At 73.8% G+C, this 23,210-nt stretch carries 23 protein-coding genes, 1 tRNA gene and 1 pseudogene; 9 read left to right on the top strand and 16 right to left on the bottom strand.

Annotation, left to right across the window (positions count from 1 at the left end; translation table 11 throughout):
* Positions 1 to 69 precede the first annotated feature (69 nt).
* A pseudogene (locus COO58_RS27300) lies at positions 70 to 321 on the bottom strand (HAD family hydrolase); the annotation flags it as partial.
* Between COO58_RS27300 and COO58_RS31025 the strand changes: the two are divergent.
* Positions 289 to 1,059 carry a hypothetical protein gene (locus tag COO58_RS31025; RefSeq protein WP_245666652.1) on the top strand — a complete coding sequence of 257 codons (771 nt, stop codon included), beginning with the start codon at positions 289 to 291 and terminating at the stop codon, positions 1,057 to 1,059. The pseudogene COO58_RS27300 and the gene COO58_RS31025 sit on opposite strands and share 33 nt — an antisense overlap.
* A 633-nt stretch (positions 1,060 to 1,692) precedes the next feature.
* Here the strand turns inward: COO58_RS31025 and COO58_RS27290 are convergent.
* Positions 1,693 to 1,776 (bottom strand) — tRNA-Tyr (locus COO58_RS27290).
* Positions 1,777 to 1,923: 147 nt separating this feature from the next.
* Here COO58_RS27290 and COO58_RS27285 point away from each other — a divergent pair.
* The 4 genes from COO58_RS27285 to COO58_RS27270 all read left to right on the top strand — a co-directional run bounded on the left by COO58_RS27285 (position 1,924) and on the right by COO58_RS27270 (position 4,926).
* On the top strand, positions 1,924 to 2,418 hold the full coding sequence (locus tag COO58_RS27285) for a YajQ family cyclic di-GMP-binding protein (protein ID WP_091569971.1): 495 nt from the start codon (positions 1,924 to 1,926) through the stop codon (positions 2,416 to 2,418).
* 92 nt (positions 2,419 to 2,510) lie between these two features.
* On the top strand, positions 2,511 to 3,851 hold the full coding sequence (locus COO58_RS27280; RefSeq protein WP_091569967.1) for an MFS transporter: 1,341 nt from the start codon (positions 2,511 to 2,513) through the stop codon (positions 3,849 to 3,851).
* 66 nt (positions 3,852 to 3,917) lie between these two features.
* Entirely contained in the window at positions 3,918 to 4,424 is a 507-nt protein-coding gene (locus COO58_RS27275; RefSeq protein WP_098747833.1) for a SigE family RNA polymerase sigma factor, read from the top strand.
* Positions 4,405 to 4,926, top strand: coding sequence for a hypothetical protein (locus COO58_RS27270; protein WP_091569957.1), 522 nt, complete (start codon positions 4,405 to 4,407; stop codon positions 4,924 to 4,926). The genes COO58_RS27275 and COO58_RS27270 overlap by 20 nt, the downstream gene beginning before the upstream one ends.
* 4 nt (positions 4,927 to 4,930) lie before the next feature.
* On the opposite strand, the gene COO58_RS27265 is transcribed toward COO58_RS27270, so the two are convergent.
* The 9 genes from COO58_RS27265 to COO58_RS27225 form a co-directional block, all read right to left on the bottom strand.
* Positions 4,931 to 6,190 carry an MFS transporter gene (locus tag COO58_RS27265; RefSeq protein WP_091569953.1) on the bottom strand — a complete coding sequence of 420 codons (1,260 nt, stop codon included), beginning with the start codon at positions 6,188 to 6,190 and terminating at the stop codon, positions 4,931 to 4,933.
* A gap of 137 nt (positions 6,191 to 6,327) precedes the next feature.
* Positions 6,328 to 7,206 (bottom strand): zinc metalloprotease HtpX, encoded by an 879-nt coding sequence (gene htpX, locus COO58_RS27260; RefSeq protein WP_098747885.1) that lies wholly within the window; start codon positions 7,204 to 7,206, stop codon positions 6,328 to 6,330.
* A gap of 150 nt (positions 7,207 to 7,356) precedes the next feature.
* Complete coding sequence (locus COO58_RS27255) at positions 7,357 to 8,826, bottom strand: NADH-quinone oxidoreductase subunit N (protein WP_098747831.1); 1,470 nt, start codon at positions 8,824 to 8,826, stop codon at positions 7,357 to 7,359.
* Positions 8,823 to 10,328 carry a NuoM family protein gene (locus COO58_RS27250; protein WP_098747829.1) on the bottom strand — a complete coding sequence of 502 codons (1,506 nt, stop codon included), beginning with the start codon at positions 10,326 to 10,328 and terminating at the stop codon, positions 8,823 to 8,825. The genes COO58_RS27255 and COO58_RS27250 overlap by 4 nt, the downstream gene beginning before the upstream one ends.
* A complete protein-coding gene (locus COO58_RS27245; RefSeq protein ID WP_098747827.1) occupies positions 10,325 to 12,253 on the bottom strand; it encodes an NADH-quinone oxidoreductase subunit L in 1,929 nt (642 codons plus the stop codon). Before COO58_RS27245 ends, COO58_RS27250 begins: the two co-directional genes overlap by 4 nt.
* Positions 12,250 to 12,624, bottom strand: coding sequence for an NADH-quinone oxidoreductase subunit NuoK (gene nuoK / locus COO58_RS27240; RefSeq protein WP_098747825.1), 375 nt, complete (start codon positions 12,622 to 12,624; stop codon positions 12,250 to 12,252). Before nuoK ends, COO58_RS27245 begins: the two co-directional genes overlap by 4 nt.
* Positions 12,621 to 13,280 carry an NADH-quinone oxidoreductase subunit J gene (locus COO58_RS27235; RefSeq protein WP_255292783.1) on the bottom strand — a complete coding sequence of 220 codons (660 nt, stop codon included), beginning with the start codon at positions 13,278 to 13,280 and terminating at the stop codon, positions 12,621 to 12,623. The genes nuoK and COO58_RS27235 overlap by 4 nt, the downstream gene beginning before the upstream one ends.
* Positions 13,277 to 13,864, bottom strand: coding sequence for an NADH-quinone oxidoreductase subunit I (locus tag COO58_RS27230; RefSeq protein ID WP_091569924.1), 588 nt, complete (start codon positions 13,862 to 13,864; stop codon positions 13,277 to 13,279). Before COO58_RS27230 ends, COO58_RS27235 begins: the two co-directional genes overlap by 4 nt.
* Before the next feature lie 60 nt (positions 13,865 to 13,924).
* Positions 13,925 to 14,341, bottom strand: a complete 417-nt coding sequence (locus tag COO58_RS27225) for an ester cyclase (RefSeq protein ID WP_098747823.1) — start codon at positions 14,339 to 14,341, stop codon at positions 13,925 to 13,927.
* A 76-nt stretch (positions 14,342 to 14,417) separates the two neighbouring features.
* Between COO58_RS27225 and COO58_RS27220 the strand changes: the two genes are divergently transcribed.
* Complete coding sequence (locus COO58_RS27220) at positions 14,418 to 15,482, top strand: glutathione S-transferase family protein (RefSeq protein ID WP_369700223.1); 1,065 nt, start codon at positions 14,418 to 14,420, stop codon at positions 15,480 to 15,482.
* A gap of 102 nt (positions 15,483 to 15,584) precedes the next feature.
* Here the strand turns inward: COO58_RS27220 and nuoH are convergent, their stop codons facing one another.
* The gene (gene nuoH / locus COO58_RS27215; RefSeq protein WP_091569914.1) at positions 15,585 to 16,547 is read right to left on the bottom strand and encodes an NADH-quinone oxidoreductase subunit NuoH; all 963 of its coding nucleotides are present in this window, start codon (positions 16,545 to 16,547) and stop codon (positions 15,585 to 15,587) included.
* Positions 16,547 to 17,302, bottom strand: coding sequence for an NADH-quinone oxidoreductase subunit C (locus tag COO58_RS27210; protein ID WP_098747820.1), 756 nt, complete (start codon positions 17,300 to 17,302; stop codon positions 16,547 to 16,549). The genes nuoH and COO58_RS27210 overlap by 1 nt, the downstream gene beginning before the upstream one ends.
* A gap of 102 nt (positions 17,303 to 17,404) precedes the next feature.
* Between COO58_RS27210 and COO58_RS27205 the strand changes: the two genes are divergently transcribed.
* Complete coding sequence (locus COO58_RS27205; RefSeq protein ID WP_176558988.1) at positions 17,405 to 18,451, top strand: glucose 1-dehydrogenase; 1,047 nt, start codon at positions 17,405 to 17,407, stop codon at positions 18,449 to 18,451.
* A gap of 18 nt (positions 18,452 to 18,469) precedes the next feature.
* On the opposite strand, the gene COO58_RS27200 is transcribed toward COO58_RS27205, so the two are convergent.
* The 3 genes from COO58_RS27200 to COO58_RS27190 all read right to left on the bottom strand — a co-directional run bounded on the left by COO58_RS27200 (position 18,470) and on the right by COO58_RS27190 (position 21,118).
* A complete protein-coding gene (locus tag COO58_RS27200) occupies positions 18,470 to 19,786 on the bottom strand; it encodes a DUF2252 domain-containing protein (protein ID WP_091569905.1) in 1,317 nt (438 codons plus the stop codon).
* 36 nt (positions 19,787 to 19,822) lie between these two features.
* Positions 19,823 to 20,383, bottom strand: coding sequence for an NADH-quinone oxidoreductase subunit B (locus COO58_RS27195; RefSeq protein ID WP_091569900.1), 561 nt, complete (start codon positions 20,381 to 20,383; stop codon positions 19,823 to 19,825).
* 438 nt (positions 20,384 to 20,821) lie between these two features.
* Entirely contained in the window at positions 20,822 to 21,118 is a 297-nt protein-coding gene (locus COO58_RS27190; protein WP_098747817.1) for a hypothetical protein, read from the bottom strand.
* A 263-nt stretch (positions 21,119 to 21,381) separates the two neighbouring features.
* Here COO58_RS27190 and COO58_RS27185 point away from each other — a divergent pair, with 263 nt between their 5' ends.
* The gene (locus COO58_RS27185) at positions 21,382 to 21,942 is read left to right on the top strand and encodes a SigE family RNA polymerase sigma factor (RefSeq protein ID WP_091569892.1); all 561 of its coding nucleotides are present in this window, start codon (positions 21,382 to 21,384) and stop codon (positions 21,940 to 21,942) included.
* The gene (locus COO58_RS27180; protein WP_091569888.1) at positions 21,935 to 23,131 is read left to right on the top strand and encodes a hypothetical protein; all 1,197 of its coding nucleotides are present in this window, start codon (positions 21,935 to 21,937) and stop codon (positions 23,129 to 23,131) included. The genes COO58_RS27185 and COO58_RS27180 overlap by 8 nt, the downstream gene beginning before the upstream one ends.
* Positions 23,132 to 23,210: the final 79 nt, after the last annotated feature.

Genomic DNA, 23,210 nt, shown 5'->3' with positions numbered 1-23,210 from the left:
GTAATTTGGTGACCGACATTTGAGCCGAAGCATCGATAGGGGATTTAGGGCGCCACGTTCCTACGTCTATCAGGTCTGCACGCCCCAACGATCGATCAACACTGCGGCTATCTCGCCCATGCTGGTGACCACCGCGTCCGCCCCGGCGAGCCGGAAGGCGTCGACCTTCGCCGGTCGATTCGCGTAGCCGACCACCACGACGCCGGCGGCCCGCGCTCCCTCGATGTCGGAGAGCGAGTCACCGATCAACACGCACTGGGCTGGCAGCTCACCGAGGGAGCGCACGGCTTGCAGGATCGGTTCCGGGTTGGGCTTCATGCGGCGGCCGATGAGGTGGACCGGCGGGCGGTGGTCAACCCCGATCAAGCTTGGGCGTTACTCGCCGAGGTAGGGCGGACCGTGCCCGAGCTGGAAGCGTTCTTCGGATGCATGTACTACGGCGCGCTGCGGCCCGAAGAAGTCCTCCACCTGCGCGAAGACGAGTACGAGCGGCCCGCCCAGTGTGGGGGGTGGGCCGTGCTGCACCTGACCGGCTCGACGGTGGCCGTGGGCCGAGACTGGGGCGATGGTGACGACACCGCCGAGGACCGAGGGCTCAAGCACCGGGCAAAGGCAGCAACCCGGGATGTACCCGTGCCACCGCCGCTCGTGCGGCTACTCGATCGCCACATCAAGGAGTACCCGCCGGGATCGAACGGCAAGCTGTTCGTTACCCGACGCGGCCCCGGGGGTCGGTACGTGCCGACCGCCGGCCAGCCGATCCCGAACAACACCTACGGCCAACACCTACGGCAAGGCGTGGCGCGACGCGCGGGCAAAGGTGCTCACTCCGGCCCAGCAGCGCTCAGCGCTGGCCAGGCGTCCGTACGACCTACGGCACGCCGCCGTGTCACTCTGGCTCAACGCTGGGGTCCGGCTACCCAGGTCGCCGAATGGGCCAGACACAGCGTGCACGTCCTCATGCGGGTTTACGCGAAGTGTGTCTACGGCCAGGAGGAAGCTGCCCGCCGCCGGATAGAGGCGGCCCTTGGCGAGCGAGGCACCCAAACTGTGTCCTAGATCACTCGCCACCAACGGCGGGTCACGCAGGGTGCAGGGACCCGTCGTTTATACACTGCCGCGATGCAGCGGAGCGTTATCGCATCGCGGCAGAACCCCTTCAAGCCTTTTCCCGGACGCAAAACGCCCAAGTTGGACGACTTTTCGTTACGATCCGTAGCTGAAAACCCGGGTTTACAGCACTCTCCGTACTTGCCACTCGGCCGGCGACACGCTGCAATCAAGAGCGCGAGCGGGGAGCTGCAAGACCAACGACACAAAGCGGCACCCGGCTGGACCCCGGATGCCGCTCGCTCTCCGCACCGGAATGCCCCTGCTGAGCTTTCAGGACAAGGAGAACAGGTGCCGAAGGTAGCAAGGCCGGTGATGGGAAACAACGGGCAGCGTCACCGGGGCAAGAAGACGCACAGCGACCGGGCCGAGTGGATGAGGGCACTCGCGGGCACACTCACCGCCGTCGCCACAGTGATTGCAGCCATGACGGGACTCCTGCGGCTGTTCCTTTAGCTGACTGACGGCGACACGCATACGACACAGCCAGCGAGATTGAGCGGGCTGGAGCGAGACCGAGCGAGACTCACGAAAGAGGCCCTTGACCAGCGTTCTCGCTGGTCAAGGGCCTCTTTCTGCACCTGGTGGCGGGTAGAGGATTCGAACCTCTGTAGCTTTCGCGACGGATTTACAGTCCGCTCCCATTGGCCGCTCGGGCAACCCGCCAGGGCACCCCACCGCGTCGCAACGCGGCGGCGGAAGCAAGGATAGCGGTTGCCCCCGGCTCCGTCGCAAGCGGGTACCGTCAGGGGGTCCCGGGCTGGTCAGCGCGGGACGGAACAGGACACACCGCCGGACAGCAGGAGCAGAAGCATGGCAGCGAACCCGTCGTTCGACATCGTGAGCAAGGTCGACCGCCAGGAGGTCGACAACGCCCTCCGCCAGGCGGAGAAGGAGCTCGCGACGCGGTTCGACTTCCGCGGCACCGGCGCCGAGATCTCCTGGTCGGGCGAGGAGGCGATCGGCCTCCAGGCGGAGACCGAGGAGCGCGTCCGGGCGGCGCTGGAGGTCTTCAAGGAGAAGCTGGTCAAGCGGAACATCTCGCTGAAGTCGCTGGACGCCGGCGACCCCCGGCCGTCGGGCAAGATCTTCAAGATCGACGCCAAGGTGATCCAGGGCATCGAGTCGGACAAGGCCAAGGCGATCAGCAAGAAGATCCGCGACGAGGGTCCGAAGGGCGTCCAGGCGCAGATCCAGGGCGACCAGCTCCGGGTCACCGGCAAGAAGAAGGACGACCTCCAGGCCGTCATCACGCTGCTCAAGGGCGAGGACTTCGGGGTCGCGCTCCAGTTCACCAACTACCGGTAGTCGCGCCCGCCGGCCGCCCGCACGGCGGCCGGCCTTCTGCCCTCGGGCAACTTCCTTGGGGTACGCGCCCCTGATGCGGTCGGCTGGGCACCATGCGACCGACGATGCTGCTCCCCTACCGGCCGGTGTTCGCCCAACCGGTGCTCCGCCGGCTGCTGCCCGGGCTCGCCGTGTCCGCGCTCGGCGACGGGCTGGCCCTGGTCGCGATCACCTGGTTGGCGCTGCACCTCGCGCCGGTCGACCAGCGGGGCACCTGGACGGCGTTCGCGGTGGCCGCGTACACGCTGCCGGGAGCGGCCGGCACGGTGCTGTTCGGCCGGCTGCTGGGCGGACGCGGCGGCGCGCAGCTCGCTGGCTGGGACGCGACGGTCCGCGCGGTCGCGCTGGGGGCGATCCCGGTCGCCCACCTCGCCGGGGTGTTGGACGTCGGGCTCTACGTGGCCCTGCTCGCGGTGTCGTCGCTGCTGCACCCGTGGGGGGCGGCCGGACAGTTCACGCTGGTGGCCGAGTTGCTGCCGCAGCGGCACCACCTGGCCGCCAACGCGCTGCTCGGTCTCTTCGGGCAGGCGGCCACGGTGGTCGGTCCGCCGCTGGCCGGTCTTCTCATCGTCCAGGTCGGCCCGGTGTGGGTGCTCGCGGTCGACGCCGCCAGCTTCGCCGTGCTCGCGGTGAGCTACCGCCTCGCCGTTCCGGCGCGTGAGCGGCGCGCCGGGCGGGCGGCGGGGGACGGTCCGTCGCGTACCTCGGGGTTCCGGATCATCGGGCGGGACCGGTCGTTGCTCGGCCTGCTGTCGCTGACCGTCGGCTTCTTCTTCCTCTTCGGACCCTTCTACGTCGCCATGCCGGTGCTGGTCAGCGAGGACCCGCACGCCTCCGCCGCGACGCTCGGCGCCTACTACACCGCGTTCGGGGTCGGCTCGCTGCTCGGCGGCCTGGTCACCGGCCACCTGCGCGGGTGGCCGCTGCGGCCCACGCTCGTCGGCGTGGTGGTGGCGTTCGGCGCCGCGTTGCTGCCGCTCGGGCTGGGTGCGCCGTTCGCCCTGGCGCTGCCGGCCTTCGCCCTGGCCGGCCTGGCCTGGGCGCCCTACCGGCCGACCTCCACCGCGCTGGTCCAGAGCCGTGCCGACGCCGGGGACCTGCCCCGCGTGCTGGCCGCCAACGGGGCGGTCACCGTGCTGGCGGTCCCGCTGGGGACCATGCTCGGCGGCCCGCTGACCGCCGCGCTCGGCGCGCGGCCCACGCTGCTGGCCTGCGCCACGGCGATCCTCGCGCTGGGTGTGGTCACGGCCGGGTTCCTCGCCCGCCCCGGGCCGGCGCGGCGCTCCCGGAGGAGGGCCGGGCCGCCGACGGAGGACCGCCGCGGCCACCCCCACCGCGACCGGGAGGAACCGTCGGCCGGCGAGGCGGACCGGGTACGGCCGGGAGTGCCCTGATCCCGGTGCAACCGCCGGACCCGCCGCGGGGTGTCGTGTGGTGAGAGCGGACACGGGGAGGTCGGTATGGACGGGTCCGAGGAATTCGACGCCTTCTACACCGCGACCGCCCGGCGGGTCGTGCACCACGTCTACGCCCTCTGCGGTGACCTGGCCGAGGCCCAGGACGTGACGCAGGAGGCGTACGCGCGGGCCTGGCAGCGCTGGTCGACCGTCGGGGCGTACGAGGATCCGGAGGGCTGGGTGCGGATGGTGGCCTGGCGGCTGACCGCCAACCGCTGGCGTGGCCTGCGGCGCTGGTTCGCTGCCCGGGCCCGGTTGGGCGGGGACGCCCCGGTGCCCGGTCCGGGCCCGGACCGGGTCGCGGTGCTGGCGGCGCTGCGCCGGCTGCCGGACGCGCAGCGGCTGGTCGTCGTCCTGCACCACCTGCACGACCTGCCCGTGGTGGAGATCGCCCGGAGCACCGGCATGCCGGTGGGGACGGTCAAGTCGCACCTGTCCCAGGCGCGCGCCGCGCTCGCCGTTCTGCTCACCGACGAGAAGGAGGAGATCGATGTCGGCACGCATCGGTGACGCCCTGCGGGCGTTGGAGCACGACGTGGCCGGGCTGCGGCTGAGCCCGTCGGCGGAGGTACGGGCCCGGGGTCGGGCGCGCAGCCGGCGACGGGCGACGGTCCTGGCCGGGGTGGCGACGGTGGCGGTGGCCGGTGGCGCGGCGACCCTGCCGGCGCTGCTCGGGCCGGCGGCGTCGCCGGCGCCGGTCGGCGGCGGCGCGGGCGCGGCGTCCGCGACGCCGTCGGCCCGCTGTCACGCCGACCGGCCGGTGCGGCTGGACGTCGTGTTCCGGCCGGGCGCGGGTGATCCCCAGCTCGGGGAGGTGAGCTACCGGATCTCGCAGGCGCGGGGGGACGTCGGGCTGCGCTGCGGCGGCCTGACCGTCGCGTCCCGGCCGGACCCCACCGGACGGGTCGTCACCTCGGTTCTGCTGGCAGACGGTGAGGACCCGACGCCGATCCGGGACGCGGTGGCGGGGCTGCCCGGGGTGGAGCGGGTGGTGGTGACCGGCGACCGGTGAGCGCTCAGGCGGCGAGCGACTGCTCGGCGCGTACGGCGGTGGCTTCGGCCCGGGCGATCGGGCCGGTCGGGAGCGCGGCGACCAGGGCGCCGACGCCGACCGCCGCCCCGGCGAAGACGAACGCCCACGGCACGCCGCCGGCGTGGTCGACGATCAGCCCGGCGATCGACCCGCCGGCGGCGCTGGCCGCCACCGACATGGTGACCACCCAGGTGTACGCCTCGTTCAGCATGCCGGCCGGGGCGATCCGCCCGACCAGGGTGTTCTCCAGGGTGAGCGCGGGGGCGATGGCGGCGCCGCCGAGCACCAGCGCGACGCCGAGCGCCGCCGGGTCGGGGATCACCGCGAAGACGGCGAGGCTGGCCGCGACGGTGGCGAGCAGCCAGGCGAACTGGCGGGTCATGTTGGCGGCCGGCTTGCGCACGCCGAACCAGAAACCGCCGACGGCGCTGCCGATGCCCCAGACGGCGAGCAGCACGCCGGCCAGGCTCTCCGGGTCGGCGGTGCCGGTGTTCGCGGCGAAGGCCGGGACGATCACGCCGGAGGCGCCGAACGCGATGCCGAGGCTGGCCACGCAGACCAGCAGCGCGGGGAAGCCGCCGACCCGCAGCGGGCCGAGGCCGCGCGCGTGGTGCTCCCGGGGGTGCGGGCGCCAGCCGCGCATGACCCGGCCGAGGGCGACCGTGCCGGTGCCGACCAGGGTGACCACGGCGGCGCCGACCAGCGCGGCGGACGCGTCGGCGAGCAGCACGAACCCGGCCACCAGCAGCGGCCCGAGCACGAAGACGACCTCGAAGAGGGAGGTCTCGGCGGCGAGCGCGGTGTTGCGCAGGTGCGCCCGGCCGGTGGCCGGTGCGGTGAGGTCGTTCCAGGCGCCCCGGATCGCGGCGGTGAGCGGCGGGTAGGTGGCGCCGGCGACGCCGGCGGCCAGGTAGATCACGGCGAGGTTGCCGGCACCGGAGCGGCTGGCGGCGAGCAGCCCGAGCAGGGCGAGCGGGTGGGCCAGCGCGGTGGCCAGCAGCACCGGCGTGGGTCCGACCCGGTCGGCGATCCGGCCGGCGACCGGGCTGAGCGCGGCGCCGGCGAGCGCGTAGATGCCACCGGCGACGGCGGCCAGGGAGTAGCGGCCGGTGACCTGCTCGACGACGAGCAGCAGCGCCAGCGGGGTCATGCCGATCCCGAGCCGGCCGACGATGCCGAGGATCAGCAGCATCGGCGCGCCGGGGATCCGCCAGACGCCCAGGTACTGGCGCAGTGCGGCCACGGTCGAACCTCCGGGTGGTAATGAGTGGGAGACGTTTCGACCCTAACGGCGCGACCTGACCGGGGGAAACGCATTGTGCCCGGACACACCACCGCGCCCGCGTCGTGGGACGCGGGCGCGGTGCGGAGTACGGCGGGTCAGCGCTGGAACTGCACCGGCCCGGAGTTGCGGGCCATCTGCTCCAGGCGGGCCACCCGCTGCTCCATCGGCGGGTGGGTGGCGAACATCGCGGCGATGCCGCCGCCCCGCTTGAACGGGTTGTCGATCATCAGGTGGGCGGTGCTGGTGAGCTGGCCCTGCGGCGCCAGCGGGCGGCTCTGCGTACCCATGTGGATCTTCCGGAGGGCGCTGGCCAGGGCGAGCGGGTCGCGGCTCAGCTCGGCGCCGGACGCGTCGGCCTGGTATTCGCGGCTGCGGCTGATCGCCAGCTGGATCACGGTCGCCGCGATCGGGCCGAGGATCAGGGTGAGCAGCAGCACGGCCGGGTTCGGGCCGTCCTCGTCGTCGGAGGAGCCGAGCGGGATGAACCAGGCGATGTTGGCCAACATGGTGATGATGCCGGCCAGGCCCGCCGCCACGCTGGAGATCAGGATGTCCCGGTTGTAGACGTGGGACAGCTCGTGCCCGATCACGCCGCGCAGCTCCCGGTAGTCGAGGATCTCCACGATTCCCTGGGTGACGCAGACCGCCGCGTGCTCCGGGTTGCGCCCGGTGGCGAACGCGTTGGGCTGCGCCGTCGGGCTCACGTAGAGCCGGGGCATCGGCTTGCCGGCCTGGGTGGAGAGCTCCCGCACCATCCGGTACAGCTCGGGGAACTGGGCCTCGCTGACCGGTTGCGCCCGCATCGAGCGCAGGGCGAGCTTGTCGGAGTAGAAGTAGGTCACGCCGTTCATCAGCAACGAGACGACGACGGCGATGACGAGACCGCCGCTACCGCCGAACCAGTAGCCGACCGCGAGGATCAGCGAGGTCAACAGGCCGAGCAGCGCTGCGGTCTTCAGACGGTTGTGATGCACGATCGCTCCTTCGGTGCGCGGGCCCACGCGGGGGACCCGCTGACCGGTTCAACACACCGGTACCCGTCAACCATCCGGCTCATGGCTGAAAGTTGGCTGGGGATCGCTGTGTGCCCGCTGAACCAACCGCCCACCCGGGCACGAACCGCCTCAACGGGCCGCGACGTCCAGCACGAGCTGCGGTGCGACACCGATCACCACGGCCGCCACGGTGGCCACGCCGAGCGCCACCAGCACCAGGCGCGCCGGACGGAGCGGGGCGGCGGCCGGGTCGGGCGCGGCGTAGAGCGACGCGGCCACCCGCAGGTAGTAGGCCAGGCCGAGCACCGCGTTCACCGCCACCACCAGGGCCAGCCAGCCGGCGTGCCCGGCCAGCAGCGACCGCACCACCGTCACCTTCGCGAACAGCCCGGCCAGCCCCGGCGGCAGGCCGGCCAGCCCGATCAGCGCCAGCGCGAACGCGCCGCCCACCCACGGGTGCCGGCGGGCCGCGCCGCGCAGGTCGGCCAGCGTGCCGCCGTCGCCGTCCGCCGGCCGCAACGCCACCACCGCGGCGAACGCGGCCAGCTCCAGCAGCACGAAGAAGACGGTGTACGCGACCGCCGCCGCGTAGGCCCCGGCCCGGGCGTCGGGGGTGCGTCCGGCGGCCAGCGCCAGCGCGCCCAGCGGGGCCAGGATGTAGCCCGCCTGCGCCACCGACGACCAGGCCAGCAACCGCACGGTACGCCGCTGCCGCAGCGCCACCAGGTTGCCCACGGTCATGGTCAGCACCGCCAGCAGCGCCAGCACCGGACCGGTCACGTCACCCGGCAGCGCCCGCTGCACCACCGCCAGCAGGGCCACCACGCCGCCCAGCTTCGAGGCGGTCGACAGGTAGGCGGCCACCGGCAGCGGCGCGCCGTCGTAGGTGGCCGGCGCCCAGGCGTGGAACGGCACCGCGGCGACCTTGAACGCCAGCCCGGCCACCACCAGCGCCACCGCGACCGTGGTCAGCGGCAGGTCGGTCAGGTCGTCCCGGGCGGCCAGGGTGGCGCCGAGCCGGTCCAGGTGCAGCGTGCCGGTCACCGCGTAGAGCAGCGCCGCGCCGAGCAGCGTCACCGTGGTGGCGACCACGCTGACCACGAAGAACGTCACCGCCGCCTCGGCGCCGGCCAGGCTGCCCCGCCGCAGCCCCACCAGCACGTAGAGCGGCAGGGTCAGCGTCTCCAGCGCCACGACGAGGGTGATCAGGTCGCCGGCCGCGCCGAGCACCACGCCGCCGGTCATCGCGCAGGCGAGCAGGAAGCAGTATTCGCCGGTCGGGGTGCGCCCGGCGCGCAGCAGCGGACCGGAGATGGCCAGCACACCGAGGGTGAGCAGGGCGACCACCACCGCCACCAGGGCGGCCCGGCCGTTCCACACCCAGGAGCAGTCCGCCGCGACACAGAACGTGCGGCGGTCGCCGGCAGCGCCGACGAGCCCGGCACCCGTCGCCGTGCCGGCCGCGCCGAGCGACGCCACGGCGACCGTGACGGCGGGGCGTGCCACCAGCAGGTCGACGAGGAGCACCAGCACGGCCGTGCCGGCGGCCAGGTACGCCGGCAGCAGCGCCACGTTGTCGACGCTCTGCACCAGGCTCATGGGACGACCCCCAGCAGGGCCTCCACCGGGCCGGAGGCGTAGGAGAGGACCAGCGCGGGCGCCAGGCCGACCGCGAGGGCGAGCAGCACCAGCGGCGCCCAGGCGGTCAGTTCCGCGCCGGCCAGGCCGGGCGTGAGGCTGGCCACCGCCGGGCTGGGCCGGCCGTGGGTGACCCGGCGCAGCAGCCGGAGGAAGTACGCGGCGGTCAGCGCCCCGCCCAGCGCCGCCAGCACGGCCAGCGTCAGCCACAGCGGGCCGCCCCGCCGCACGGCCGCCACCACCGCGAACGCCTCACCCCAGAAGCCGGCCAGCCCGGGCAGCCCCAGCGAGGCGACCGCCGCGAAGCCGAGCAGCCCGGCCAGCCGGGGCGCGGTCTCCCGCAGCCCGGACAGCTCGGCCAGCGCGCCGGTGTGCGTCCGGTCCTTGACCGCGCCGGCCAGGAAGAACAGCAGGCCGGTGATGACCCCGTGGGCGATGTTGCCGATCAACGCGGCCTGGAGCCCGGTGGCGGTGAGCGTGGCCACGCCGAGCAGCACGAAGCCCATGTGGCCCACGCTGGAGTAGGCGATCAGCCGTTTCAGGTCGTCCTGGGCCAGGCAGACCAGGCCGCCGACCAGAATGGCCGCCACGGCCAGCACGCCGAGCGCCGGTGACGCCCAGCGGGCGCCCTCCGGCGCCACCCCGACGGCGACCCGGATCAGCCCGTACGTGCCCATCTTGAGCAGCACCCCGGCGAGGATCACGCTGCCGACGGTGGGCGCCTGGGTGTGCGCGTCGGGCAGCCACGAGTGCAGCGGCCAGAGCGGGCTCTTCACCGCGAACGCCAGCGCCAGCAGCGTGAACGCGGCGAACTGGGTGCCCCGGGACAGGCCGACGCCGCCGGTCAACGCGACCAGGTCGGCGGTGCCCGCCTCGGCCACCACCACGTAGACGCCGACCAGCAGCAGCACCGAGCCGAACAGCGTGTAGAGCGCGAACTTGCGCGCCGCGCGCCGCCGGTCGTCCCCGCCCCAGCCGGCGATGATCGCGTACATGGGCAGCAGGACGACCTCGAAGAAGAGGAAGAAGAGCACCAGGTCGAGGGCGAGGAACGTGCCGAGGATGCCCACCTCGACCACCAGCAGCAGCGCCACCAGGGCCCGCCCGCTGCCGCCGCCGGCCGGCACCCGCCACAGCGTGTACGCGCAGCACAGCAGCGTGAGCAGCGCGGTCAGCACCACCAGCGGCCAGGAGATGCCGTCCACCCCGAGGTGGAAACGCAGGTCGAGCCCGGGCACCCACGGCAGATCGAGCCGGTGCCAGGGCTGCACGGCCGGGCGCGGCCCGTACCCGAACCAGCCGTGCTCGCCACCGACCAGCGGCAGCGTCGCCAGCAGCGTCAGCGCGGCGGCGACGGTGCCGACCAGCCGACCGGCCCGGTCCCCGGGCACGGCCGCGGTCGCGACCGCGCCCAGCGCCGGGACCGCGAGCACCGCGACCAGCAGGACCTGCCCGAACGTCATGAGGTGACTCCGATCAGGGCGACCGCCAGGCCGATCAGCAGCGCGCCGGCCAGCACGCCGGCCGCCGCGCGCGGCAACGCCGCCCGGTGCAGCGCGGCCAGCCCGCCGCCCAGCTCCACCGCCGCCCGGCCGCTCCCCTCGACCAGACCGTCCACGCCCAGCTCGTCGCCGGTCCGCACGGCCCGCGCCAGCGCGCCGGTCGGGCGTACGACGAGGGCGTGCTGGACGTCGTCGAGCCGGAACGCCCGGGCGAACACCGGCCGCAGCGGGCCCAGGAAGCGGGCCGGGTCGGCGGCCGGGTCGCGGCGCCAGCCGGCCCAGGCGACGCCCGCGCCGACCAGCAGCAGCAGGAACGGCAGGATCAGGTTCGGCGCGAGGTGGACCAGCTCCACCGCCTCGCCGGTGGCCTCGTCGGCCGGCACCCTCAGGCGGTCGGCGAACCAGGGCAGGAAGGCGGCCAGGCCGAGCAGCGCGGCCGGGACCGCGAGCAGCAGCACCGGCAGGCGCAGTGACGCCGGCGGGTCGTGCGGCCGGACCAGCGGCATCCGGGTGGCGCCGAAGAAGGTGCGCAGCAGCAGGCGGGTCGCGTACCAGGCGGTGACCGCGACACCGAGCAGCCCGGCCAGCCAGACCAGCCAGCCCACCCAGGGCGCGGTCGGGCCGGCCCCGTCCAGCGCGGCGGCCTCGGCGGCGGCGAGCACGCCGTCCTTGCTCCAGAAGCCGGACAGCGGCGGCACCCCGGCCAACGCGCCGAGGCCGACCACCATGCACCAGAACGTGACCGGCATGCCGGCCCGCAGGCCACCCATCCGGGACATCAGCGTGGTGCCCACGGCGTGGATCACCGCGCCGGCGGCGAGGAACAGCAGCGCCTTGAACGCGGCGTGGGTGAGCAGGTGGAACAGCGCGGCGGCCGGCGCGCCGACGGCCAGCGCGCCGGTCATGTAGCCGATCTGGGAGACCGTCGACCAGGCGAGCACCCGCTTGATGTCGTCCTGGGCGGTGGCGGCGAACGCGCCGAGCAGGATGGTCACCGACGCCATCACGCCCAGCACGGCGAGCGCGGCCGGGGCCCGCTCGAACAGCGGGAACAGCCGGGCCACCGCGTACACCCCGGCGGCGACCATGGTGGCGGCGTGGATCAGCGCGGAGACCGGCGTCGGGCCGGCCATCGCGTCGGGCAGCCAGGTGTGCAACGGGAACTGGGCGCTCTTGCCCGCCACGCCGGCGAGCAGCAGCAGGCAGGCGGCGGTCAGCGTGCCGGCGCCGTAGTCGTGGGCCAGCACGTCGGCGATCCGGAAGCTGCCCGCGCCCACGCCGAGCAGCGCGATGCCGAGCAGGAAGCCGACGTCACCCACCCGGGTGACCAGGAACGCCTTGACCGCCGCGCCTGGCGCCTCGGGCAGCCGCCGGTCGTGGGCGATGAGCAGGTACGAGCAGATGCCCATCACCTCCCAGCCGACCAGCAGCATGATCAGGTCGCCGGACACCACCACGGTGAGCATGGCGGCGGTGAAGAGGCTGAGCTGCGCCGCGTACGGCGGGTAGCGGTGGTCGACGTCGACGTCGTCGTGCGGGCCGCGCCGCAGGTAGCCGGTCGAGTAGACCTGCACCGCCAGCGCCACCGCGGCGACGGCGGTGGCGACCAGCACCGCCACGCCGTCCAGCCGCAGGCCCAGCGTGACCCGCAGGCCGCCCAGGTCGACCCAGGTGGTGGCCGCCTCGACCGGCCCGTCCACCCGGACCAGCAGCACCAGCGCGGCCAGCAGGGCCACCGCCGCGCCGGCCACGCCCAGCGCGACGGCCGACCGGCGGGCCGGCGCCCGGTCCCCGCTCGACGCGGGCGGCAGCAGCAGCCCGACCAGGCCGGCGACCAGCGGCGCGCCCGGCAGCGCCGCCGCGAGCCACAGCGTCGACGTGCTCATCGGCGCACCTCGTCCGGTACACCCGCGGGTCGCCCCTGGCGCACCTCGTCCGGCACGGCCGGCGCCCGCTCGTCGAGCGGGACGTCGTCGACCGTGACGCTGGCCCGCAGCCGGTAGAGCTGGAGCACGATGGCCAGCCCGACACCGATCTCGGCGGCGGCGAGCACGATGACGAACAGCGCGAACACCTGCCCGGAGTGCGGCAGCGCCGCCCGGACCGTGGTGTCGGCGGTGACCAGGACCAGGTTGACCGCGTTGAGCATCAGCTCCACCGCCATCAGCACCAGCACCGCGTTGCGCCGGCGCAGCACGCCGTAGACGCCGAGGCCGAACAGGAGCGCGGCGGTGACGTACGGGATGACCGGCCTCACCGGCGCCCGCCCTCGTCGGCGGCCACGGCGGGCGGGCCCGTCGGTCCGGACGGCGCGGCCGCCACGGTCTGTTCGGTGCCGTCGGACGCGGCGGGCGGGCCCGGCGGGCCCACCGGGCCGCTGCCGGCGGCCGGCGCCACGGTCGGGCCGGACGGAGACGGGCGGCCGATGTCCGGCCGGGAGAGCACGATCGCGCCGACCAGCGCGGCGAGCAGCAGCACCGAGAGCACCTCGAACGGCAGCACCCAGGAGCGGAACACCTGCTCGCCGAGGCGCTCGGCGGTGCCCGCGGCGGGCAGTTCCACCCGGGACCAGCGGAACGCGTCGATCAGCAGCACGGCCAGGCCGAGACCGCTGCCGGCGCCGACCAGCGCGGCCGGCCAGCCGGGCCGGTCCAGGTCGTCGGAGGGGCCGATCGGGGCGCGGGTCAGCATCACCGCGAACAGCAGCAGCACCACCACCGCGCCCACGTAGATCAGCACCTGCACCCAGGCCACCAGCTCGGCGGTGAGCACCAGGTAGTCGCCGGCCAGCGCGCCCAGGCAGACCACCAGCCACAACCCGGCCCGGACCAGGTGCCGGGTGGCCACCACCAGCGCGCCCGCGCCCACCGCGACCGCGCCGAGGGCGAGCAGCAGCACGTCCGCGCCGGTCACGAGGCCGCGCCTCCGCCCGGCTCGTCGGCCTCGGGGCGTACCCGGGTCGGGGCCGGACGGGCGGGCGGGCCGGCGGCCTTGCGGGCGGCGGTGGTCTCCTCCTTCGAGGGGTCACCGAGCGGGTCGTGGGCCGGCGGCGGGGGCACGGTGGCCATCCACTCGCCCAGGTGGTCCTTGTCGTGCAGCAGGTCCTTGATGTCGTACTCGGCGTACTCGAACTCGGGCGACCAGTAGAGCGCGTCGAACGGGCAGACCTCGATGCAGATGCCGCAGTACATGCAGAGCGAGAAGTCGATGTCGAACTTGTCGAGCACGTTGCGCTGGCGGGGGCGGGCGGCGCCGGGCACCGCCACCTCCTCCTTGTGCGAGTCGATGTAGATGCACCAGTCCGGGCACTCGCGGGCGCAGAGCATGCAGACCGTGCAGTTCTCCTCCAGCAGCGCGATCACGCCGCGGGAGCGGGGCGGCAACTCGGGGGCCACGTCCGGGTACTGCTGAGTGGTCGAGCGGCGGGTCATCGTCTTCAACGTGACCGCCAGCCCCTTCACCAGCCCGGCGCCGGGCACTCCACCGTGCTCGCTCATGCCGCCCATCCTGCCCTGTGGCCCGGGCGCGCGCGACCACCCCCGACTCTTGGCGGACGATCAACCGGGTGTGAGCGGGGGCAGCATCTCCACGCCCAACTGCTGGAGCACCTGGAACAGCTCGTTCACGCTCCACACGTCCACGATCCGGCCGGCGTCGTCGAAGCGCAGGAACGTCGCGCCGGAATAGCTGACCACCCGGCCGGTCGGCGGCACCGGACCGAACTGCCCGGCCTGCGTGCCGGCGGCCCGCCAGTGCACCGCGACGCGACCGGCGCCGGCCACCACCTCGACGATCTTGTAACGCAGGTCGGGGAAGGACGCCCGCCGGTCCCGGTGCCAGGCGAGCGTCGCCTCCGGCCCGGTGCCGCCCAGCCCGGGGCAGTCCGGGGCCACCAGCTCGTACGCGCTCTCCTCGCGGCCGCCGTTCCACACGTCGGCGATGAAGCGTCGGGCCGCCGCCTCCACATCGGTCACGGCCGGCAGCCTATGCCCCCCTCTGCCCCGCTCGGCCTGCCGGGACCGGCCGGAGCGACCATGATGGGAGCGGAAGTTGACTCGGGAGGTGGGCGTGGCCGGCAGCAACGACGAGGTCCTCGACCGGACCGGTGGCAAGTACGTGGAACCGGGCGGCGAGTTCACCCGGGACCAGCGCTACATCGCCACCCGGATCACCGCCGACGGGCGGGACGGCTGGCCGGTGGAGCCGGGCCGCTACCGGCTGGCGGTCAGTCGGGCGTGCCCGTGGGCGAACCGGCTGATCATCGTCCGGCGCCTGCTCGGGCTGGAGGACGCCATCTCGATGGCCGTCGCCGGGCCCACCCACGACAAGCGGAGCTGGACGTTCGACCTGGACCCGGGCGGCCGGGACCCGGTGCTCGGCATCGAACGGCTCGCCGACGCCTACTTCGCCCGCTTCCCCGGCTACGAGCGGGGTATCACGGTGCCGGCGCTGGTGGACGTGCCCACCGGGCAGGTGGTGACCAACGACTACGCGCAGATGAGCCTGGACCTGTCGACCGAGTGGACGGCCCACCACCGGCCTCGCGCGCCGCAGCTCTACCCGGAGCCGCTGCGCGCCGAGATCGACGAGGTCAACGCGAAGGTCTTCGCCGACGTGAACAACGGCGTCTACCGGTGCGGATTCGCCGGCAGCCAGGAGGCGTACGAGCGGGCGTACCACCGGCTCTTCGACCGGTTGGACTGGTTGAGCGAGCGGCTGGCCGGGCAGCGCTACCTGGTCGGCGACACGATCACCGAGGCGGACGTGCGGCTGTTCACCACGCTGGTCCGCTTCGACCCGGTCTACCACGGGCACTTCAAGTGCAACCGGCAGAAGCTGAGCGAGATGCCGGTGCTGTGGGCGTACGCGCGGGACCTGTTCCAGACCCCGGGCTTCGGCGACACGATCGACTTCGACCACATCAAGCGGCACTACTACGAGGTCCACCGCGACATCAACCCGACCGGCATCGTGCCGCTCGGCCCCGACCTGAGCAACTGGCTCACCCCGCACGGCCGGGAGGACCTGGGCGGCCGCCCCTTCGGCGACGGCACCCCACCCCCGCCCCCCACCCCGGACGAGCGTGTGGACCCCGCACACACCCCGCTGCGCTGAGCCCTCTCCCTCGTCGATCTTGCACTTCGGGCCCCCGGTTCGTGCGTCTCGCACCTTTTGCCGGGGCAGGAAGTGCAAGATCGACGAGGAGGGGTGAGGGGGTTACAGGGCGAGGCGGACGGCGGCGGTGAGGACCAGCTGGGCCAGGGCCAGGGGGACCAGGACCAGCCAGCAGAGGCGCTGGAGCTGGTCCTCGCGCAGCCGCGGGTAGCTCACCCGGAGCCAGATGATCACGAAGGCGACCGCGAACACCTTCAGCAGCGTCCACAGCCAGCCGAGCTGGGCGTCCGCGAACGGGCCCTGCCAGCCGCCGAGGAAGAGCACCGTGGTCAGCGCCGCGATCACCACGATGCCGACGTACTCGGCCAGCAGGAAGAACGCGAAGCGCAGGCCGGTGTACTCGGTCATGTAGCCGAAGACCAGCTCGGAGTCGGCCACCGGCATGTCGAACGGCGGGCGGCGGATCTCGGCCAGCCCGGCGACGAAGAAGATCACCATGGCCGGCGCCTGCCAGAGCAGCCACCAGGGATGCCACGCCTCCACGATGCCGGGCAGGCTGAGCGTGCCCGCCGCCATCGCCACCGAGGCGGCGGCCAGCACCAGCGGCAGCTCGTAGCCGAGCAGCTGGGCGGCGCCGCGCAACCCGCCGAGCAGGCTGTACTTGTTGGCCGACGCCCAGGCGGACATGAGCACCGCGAGCACGCCGATGCCCACCACCGCGAGCACGAAGAACAGGCCGATGTCCAGCGGCTGGGCGACCAGGTCACCCGGCCCGAGCGGGATGACCAGCAGGGCGAGCAGGTACGGCACCAGGGCCACCGCCGGCGCGAGCCGGAACACCGGCCGGTCCGCCTCGCGCGGGGTGACGTCCTCCTTCTGCACGAACTTGATCCCGTCGGCCACCAGCTGCGCCCAGCCGTGGAAACCGCCGGCGTACATCGGGCCGAGCCGGCCCTGCATGTGGGCCATCACCTTGTGCTCGGCCTGCCCGACGATCAGCGGCAGGGTGAGGAACGCGACCAGCACGCCCACCACCCGCAGGACCAGCTCCAACCAGTCGGGCATCAGGACTCCCCCGCCGCGTCGGGCCGCGGTTCCTGGCGGGGCGGCCCGGTCGGCCGTTCCCCGGACGCGGGACGCGCGGGACGTCCACCGGGGGCCGGGCGCGCCGGACGTTCCCGGGCCGGGCGGGCCGGCGTACCGCCGCGCGGGCCCTCGCCCGCCCCGGCCGCGCCGGCCGGGGTGGGCGTCGTTCCCCACTCCCCCGGCGCCGGTACGCCCGGCGGCCGGACCGGTCGCCGCCCGCCACCGGCCTCCGACTCGCCCGGTTCCTTGGCGCCGGGCCACGGCTTGGCCACCCGGGACGCGAGCACGAACTCCTTGCGCAGCGGGTGCCCCTCGAACTCCGGCGGCAGCAGCAGCGGTCGCAGCTCGGCGTGCCCGGCGAAGTCGATGCCGAACATCTCGTGGGTCTCCCGCTCGTGCCAGTCGGCGCCGGGGAAGACGTCGACCACGGACGCCACGACCGGCGCCGCGCGGGGCACCCGGGTGCGCAGCAGCAGACCGTGCCGGTGCCGCACCGACCAGAGGTGCACCACCACGTCGAAGCCGTCGGCCAGCTCGTCCACCGCCGACAGCCAGTCGAGGAAGTCGAACTCCAGCTCCGCGTCGTCGCGCGCCGCGCGCACCGCGTCCGCCCAGCTCGCCGGGGGTACGTCGACGGTGGCGCGGGCGTACCCCTGACCGCCGGAGACCGACGCGGCGGCCTCCACGGGCGCGAGCAGCGCGACCACCCGCCGGCCGACCTCTTCCGGAGTCATGCGCTGATCCTATGGCCGGCGGCCGCGGGCCGGGTCGGGCCGCCCGGCCCGGATCGTCGCTTTGCCGGGCGGACCGGCGCACGGCGGGGAAAGATGAGGACCGTGCGCGCTGTGACTGTGACCCCGGGTGTCCCGGACTCGCTCCGACTGACCGACGAGTGGCCCGAGCCGGAGCCCGAGGAGGGCGCGATCCTGGTCGAGGCGCTGGCGGTCGGCGTCTGCGGCACCGACCACGAGATCATCGCCGGGGAGTACGGCGAGGCGCCCCCGGGACAGGAGCGGCTCGTGCTCGGGCACGAGTCGCTGGGCCGGGTGCTGGAGGACCCGACCGGCACGCTGCACCCGGGCGACCTGGTGGCCGGCGTGGTCCGCCACCCCGACCCGGTGCCGTGCGCGAACTGCGCGATGGACGAGTGGGACATGTGCCGCAACGGTCAGTACACCGAGCACGGCATCAAGGGGCTGCCCGGGTTCGCCCGGGACCGCTGGCGGTTGCAGCCCAAGTTCGCCGTCGGCCTGGACGAGGCGCTCGCGTCGGTGGGCATGCTGCTGGAGCCGACCAGCGTGGTGGCGAAGGCGTGGGACCACATCGAGCGGATCGGCCGCCGGGCCGAGTGGAAGCCGAAGACCGCGCTGATCACGGGCGCCGGGCCGATCGGGCTGCTGGCCGCGCTGCTGGCCAGCCAGCGGGAGTTGTCCGTGCACGTGCTGGACCGCAACACCACCGGCCCGAAGCCGGACCTGGTTCGCGCGCTCGGCGCCACCTACCACAGCTCGACCGTGGCCGAGCTGGACCTGCAACCGGACGTGGTGGTCGAGTGCACCGGCGCGCCGCCGGTGGTGCTGGACGCGATGTGCAAGGCCGCGCCCACCGGCATCGTCTGCCTGACCGGCGTCTCCAGCGGCGGCCGGACCATCGACTTCGACGCGGGCGCCCTGAACCGGGAGCTGGTGCTGGAGAACAACGTGGTCTTCGGTTCGGTCAACGCCGGCCGCCGGCACTGGGACCTGGCCGCCCAGGCGCTCGCCCGGGCCGACCGGTCGTGGCTGAACTCGCTGATCACCCGCCGGGTGCCGGTCTCGGCGTACCGGGAGGCGTACGCCTCGACGGGCGAGGACATCAAGGTGGTGCTGGACTTCGCGCAGTGAGGCGGGGCGGGTGCCCGCTCAGATGCCGGGCAGCCGGCCGTTGCGGAACAGGTCCACGAAGAGCTGGTGGTCCTCGCGGGCCCGGATCCCGTACCGGTGGGCGAAGTCGACCAGGTAGTCGACGAATCCGTCGGCGTCCGCGTCCACCGCCGCGACGATCGAGTCCTCGGTCGAGTAGTCGACCAGGTCATGGCTGGACTCGTCGTCGGCCACCGAGTGCATCCGGGCCACCGCCCGACCCAGGTCGGTGAGCACCCCGCCCAGCTCCTCCGGCTCGTTGACGTCGGCCCAGTCGAGGTCCGCCGCGTACGGGGAGACCTCGGCGACGAGCTGCCCGGCGCCGTCCAGTTCGGTGAACCCCAGCCACGGGTCGGCGTGCGCCTGCAACGCCCGCTGCGACTCCGCGGTGCGGTGCCCCTGGTGCCGGAAGTACGACCGGACCCGCTCGTCGTCGATGTGCCGCGCCACGGCCGGCACCTGGGCCTGCTTCATGTAGATGACGACGTCGTTCTCCAGCGCCTGCGTGTGCCCCTCCAGCAGGAGGTTGTACGAGGGCAGCCCGGCCGAGCCGATGCCGACCCCCTTGCGCAGCACCACGTCCTTGATGGTGGTGGCCACCGGGCGCAGCCGGGAGGTCGACTCCGGCAGCGTGCCCAGGTAGTCCTCGAACGCGGCGCAGACCTTCTCCCGGGTCGCGGCGTCGATCTCGTACACGCCGTCGCCGAGGGAGAAGCGGCGCTCGTAGTTGTCGATCGTGGTCTGCGCGGCGAGCAGGTCCACCCGGGTGTTCAGCCGGGCCTGCTGGAGCACCCGGCGCAGCACGCCGTCCGCGTTCTCCAGCGTGATCGAGCCGATCGCGTCGTCCCCACCGGCGGAGATGGCCCGCAACTCGGCCAGGTAGGAGCGGGCGAAGCCGGTCACCAGCTCGCCGATCACCCGGTCGGAGAGCGCCTTGGCGTAACCGAGCAGCGCCACGCTCGCGGCCAGGCGCTTGAGGTCCCACGTGAACGGCCCGACGTACGCCTCGTCGAAGTCGTTGACGTTGAACACGAGCTGCCCGGAGGCGTTCATGTAGGTGCCGAAGTTCTCCGCGTGCAGGTCGCCGTGGATCCACACCCGGCTGGTCCGGTCGTCGAGGAACCGCTCGCTGGCGAAGTCGCCGAGCTGGTCGGCGTAGAAGAGCGAGGCGCTGCCCCGGTAGAAGGCGAACGGTGAGGCGGCCATCTTGCGGAACTTCCGGCGGAACGCCGCCGGGTCGATCGCCATGGACGCGCCGAACTCCTCGGTCAGCACGTCGACGATGAAGGCGGAACGCTTCTCCGCGGAGTCGGTCATGGTCCGCAGGCTAGTCCCGCTGCGCCACCCGGCGGTTCAGCCGACCGGGGGACGCACCGGGGGTGCGGTCAGCGCCTCCACCGGCCGCGGGACCGAGTCCGCCGGCGGGGCGAGCCGGTCGGGGCGGGGGACGCCGCCGACGCCGGACTCCTCGGCGGCGATCTTCTCCTGGAGGCGGAGGATGCCGTGCAGCAGCGCCTCCGGCCGCGGCGGGCAGCCGGGCACGTAGACGTCGACCGGGATGAGCTGGTCGACGCCCTTGGTCACCGAGTAGGAGTCCCAGTACGGGCCGCCGCAGTTCGAGCAGGCGCCGAACGAGATCACGTACTTCGGCTCCGGCATCTGGTCGTAGAGCCGCTTGACCGCCGGGGCCATCTTGTCGGTGACGGTGCCGCTGACCACCATGAGGTCGGCCTGCCGGGGGCCGTGGGCGAACGGGATCACGCCGAGCCGCATGAAGTCGTGCCGGCCCATGCTGGTCGCGATGAACTCGATCGCGCAGCAGGCCAGGCCGAAGTTGAACACCCAGAGCGAGTAGCGGCGGCCCCAGTTCAGCACGAACCGGATCGGCTCACCGAGCACGGCCGGCAGCTGCACGTCGGGCCTCCCTCCGCTGTCCCCGGACCGACAGTCAACCACAGCGGTCGGACCGGAAGTCGGGGCCGGCGGCGGATTGCACGCTTTGCCCCTCGGGGCGACCGGTCGGCTCCCGCGCGAGTAGGTTCCCGGCCACGTGGCCGGCCGGTCGGCCGTCCACGACACGGGGAGGAACACCATGACCGTACGCATCCGACGGCGCGCCGGCCGTCCCCGCCACCCTGACCGTCGCCCCGCCCGCGCGAGGGCCGGCTTCGTGCGGGTGAGCCGGGTCGGCTGACGCCGGGCGGCACCGGACGGCCGCCCCCGCCCTCGTCAGGTCGACCGAGCGAGGGTCGGCCACGGCCCCGCGCGCCCGGGCGTTTGCCCGCGACGGACGCCGGCCGGGGTGTGGGGCCGACGGCCCGGCCGGCGGTGCCGGCCGGGCGGTCGAGACGGTCAGTTCCCCGCGACGCCGGGGCCGGGGCCGATCCCGGTCGGGCCGAGCCACGCGGTGATCACGGTCGGGCCGGGACCGATCGGCAGCGGCACGGACGGGCCGGGGCCGATCTTCGTCGGACCGATCCACCCGGCCAACGCCGACGGACCCGGACCGATCGGCAGCGGCACGGACGGGCCGGGGCCGATGGCCAGCGCGACGGAGGGGCCGGGGCCGATCGCCGCCACGGCGCCGATGCCCAGGGCCAGGCCGGCCAGGCCGGTCGCGCCAACGAGTGTGATCTTCCGGATGTCCATGTCGTGTCCTCCCGTGTCGGTCGTTCCGTTGAGGAAGACGCTACGGATGGGAAAGATCCACATAAACCACCATTAATCCATAAACGTAAATACTTACGATGGTTGTTGGGATTCCCGGAATGTGATCGCCGTCATACCGCCCGGAGTTGTCCCCGACCGGACAGTCCCCGCCGGCGTCGACGCGGCAACCCCGCAACCCGGGCCGACGTCTGGGCGTGTGACCGGTGTGACCGCGCCGGCGGCATGCTCACGGGGAGGACCAGATGACGGTGACGAGGGAGCCGCGGCTCGACGATCCGCCGCCCGAAAGGACGGCGAGGCGCCCGGACGGGCCGGAGACGGTCGACTTCGACGGCCTCTACCACGCGCATTTCCGGTCGCTGACCATCCAGCTCACCGCCTACTGCGGTGACCTGACGCAGGCGCAGGACATGGTGCAGGAGGCGTTCTGCCGGGCGTTCGCGCGCTGGTCCCGGGTGTCCCGCTACGACGACCCGGTGGCCTGGGTCCGCCGGGTGGCGTGGAACCTGGCGACCAGCCGGTGGCGGCGGTTGCGGACGGCCCAGGCGTGGCTGCACCGGCAGCGTGAGGAGCACGTGCCGGGGCCCGGCCCGGACCGCGTCGCGTTGACCGCCGCGCTGGCCGTCCTACCCACCAACCAACGCCGCGCGGTGGTGCTGCACTACCTGGCCGATCTCAGCGTCGCGCAGATCGCGGCCCAGGAGGACGTGCCGGAGGGCACCGTCAAGTCCTGGCTGCACCGGGGGCGGGCCGCGCTGGCGGCGCAACTCACCACGACGAACGAGGTGAACCATCATGACTGAGCCCGACGACATCCTGGTCGGCGGCGAGTTCGCCGAGTTCCGCGCCGCGTACGCCCCGGTGGTGCACCCGGCCGGAACCGCCGCGGTCCGGCGGACCGTGCGTCGGCGCCGCCGGCGGACCGCGGTGGTCACCGCGGCGGCCGTGGTGCTCGCCGTGGCGATTCCGGTGGGCGCGAACGCCGCCCTGGAGCGGCGGCCCGACCCGTCGCCCGCTCCCGCGCAGACCGGCACCCCGAGCCCGTCCGCGAGCACGTCACCGCCGGCGCCGACGCCGTCCGCGTCGCCGAGCACGGGCGGCCCGGCCTCGACCGCGCCGGACGGGCGGATCACCCGGTCCCAACTGCTGGCCGCCCGGCTCGACCTGCCGGCGTGGGCGCCGAGCGCGGTCTGCACGGCCGGGCCGACCCGGCTCGCCGCCAGCTACCGGAAGGAGGGCGACGTGCTCCTGGAGAAGCTCGCCCACGGGGACGTGGACGGCGACGGCGCGGTCGAGACGGTCGCCCTGCTCCGCTGCCTGATCTTCCAGCAGGGCCCGTCGCAGGTGGTGGCGCTCGACCGGGATGCCGACGGTCGGATCGTCGTGCTCGGCCAGGTCACCCGGTCCGCGAAGACGGCGCCCGGGTGGTTGCTGGACACGCAGGTCACCGACCGGGGCACGGTTCGGGTGGAGATGGCGGACCGCTCACCCGGCGGTGGCTGGTCGCTGGACTGGTCGCAGCGTCAGTGGCGCGGCTACCGCTGGTCCGGAACGCGCTTCACCCAGGTGGACGGGCCCACCTCGTTCGCCCCGAACCCGCACCTGACCGATCTGACGGTCTCCGCCGGCAACGTGGCGTGGAGCGCGCCGGACGCGGACGGCGCGCGTACCGGGACGATCGCCGTCACGGTGCGGAACCTCGGCGCGGTTCCGGCCGACCTGGTCGAGCTGCACCTGCGGATGCAGGTGGGCACGGTGGCGGACGGTGGCGACTGGTCGGCCTGCCGGGACGGGGCGCCGCCGAAGGGACCGATCGTCTGCCGGTTCGGCCCGCTCGGCCCCGGCGCGGAGCGGACCTTCCGCTTCGGACTCCGCAACACCAACAGCGCCAGCGGCACCGGCATCGCCGAGGTGTCGCCGGTCGGCACCGACGCCGACCCGCTGCTGGACCAGGACCACGAGAACAACGAGGACCGCTACACGTACCGCTGAACCACTGTCGGATCTCACCCAGAAAAGATCGCAACCGGATCGACACCCGTCGCGTGCTACGGGTGACACCGCGCGGACG

Source organism: Micromonospora sp. WMMA1996, from assembly GCF_002573675.1.
Taxonomy (GTDB): Bacteria; Actinomycetota; Actinomycetes; order Mycobacteriales; family Micromonosporaceae; genus Micromonospora; species Micromonospora sediminicola.
Note: the sequence above shows the minus strand (reverse complement) of the source record. Positions and strands in the feature narration are given on the sequence as shown.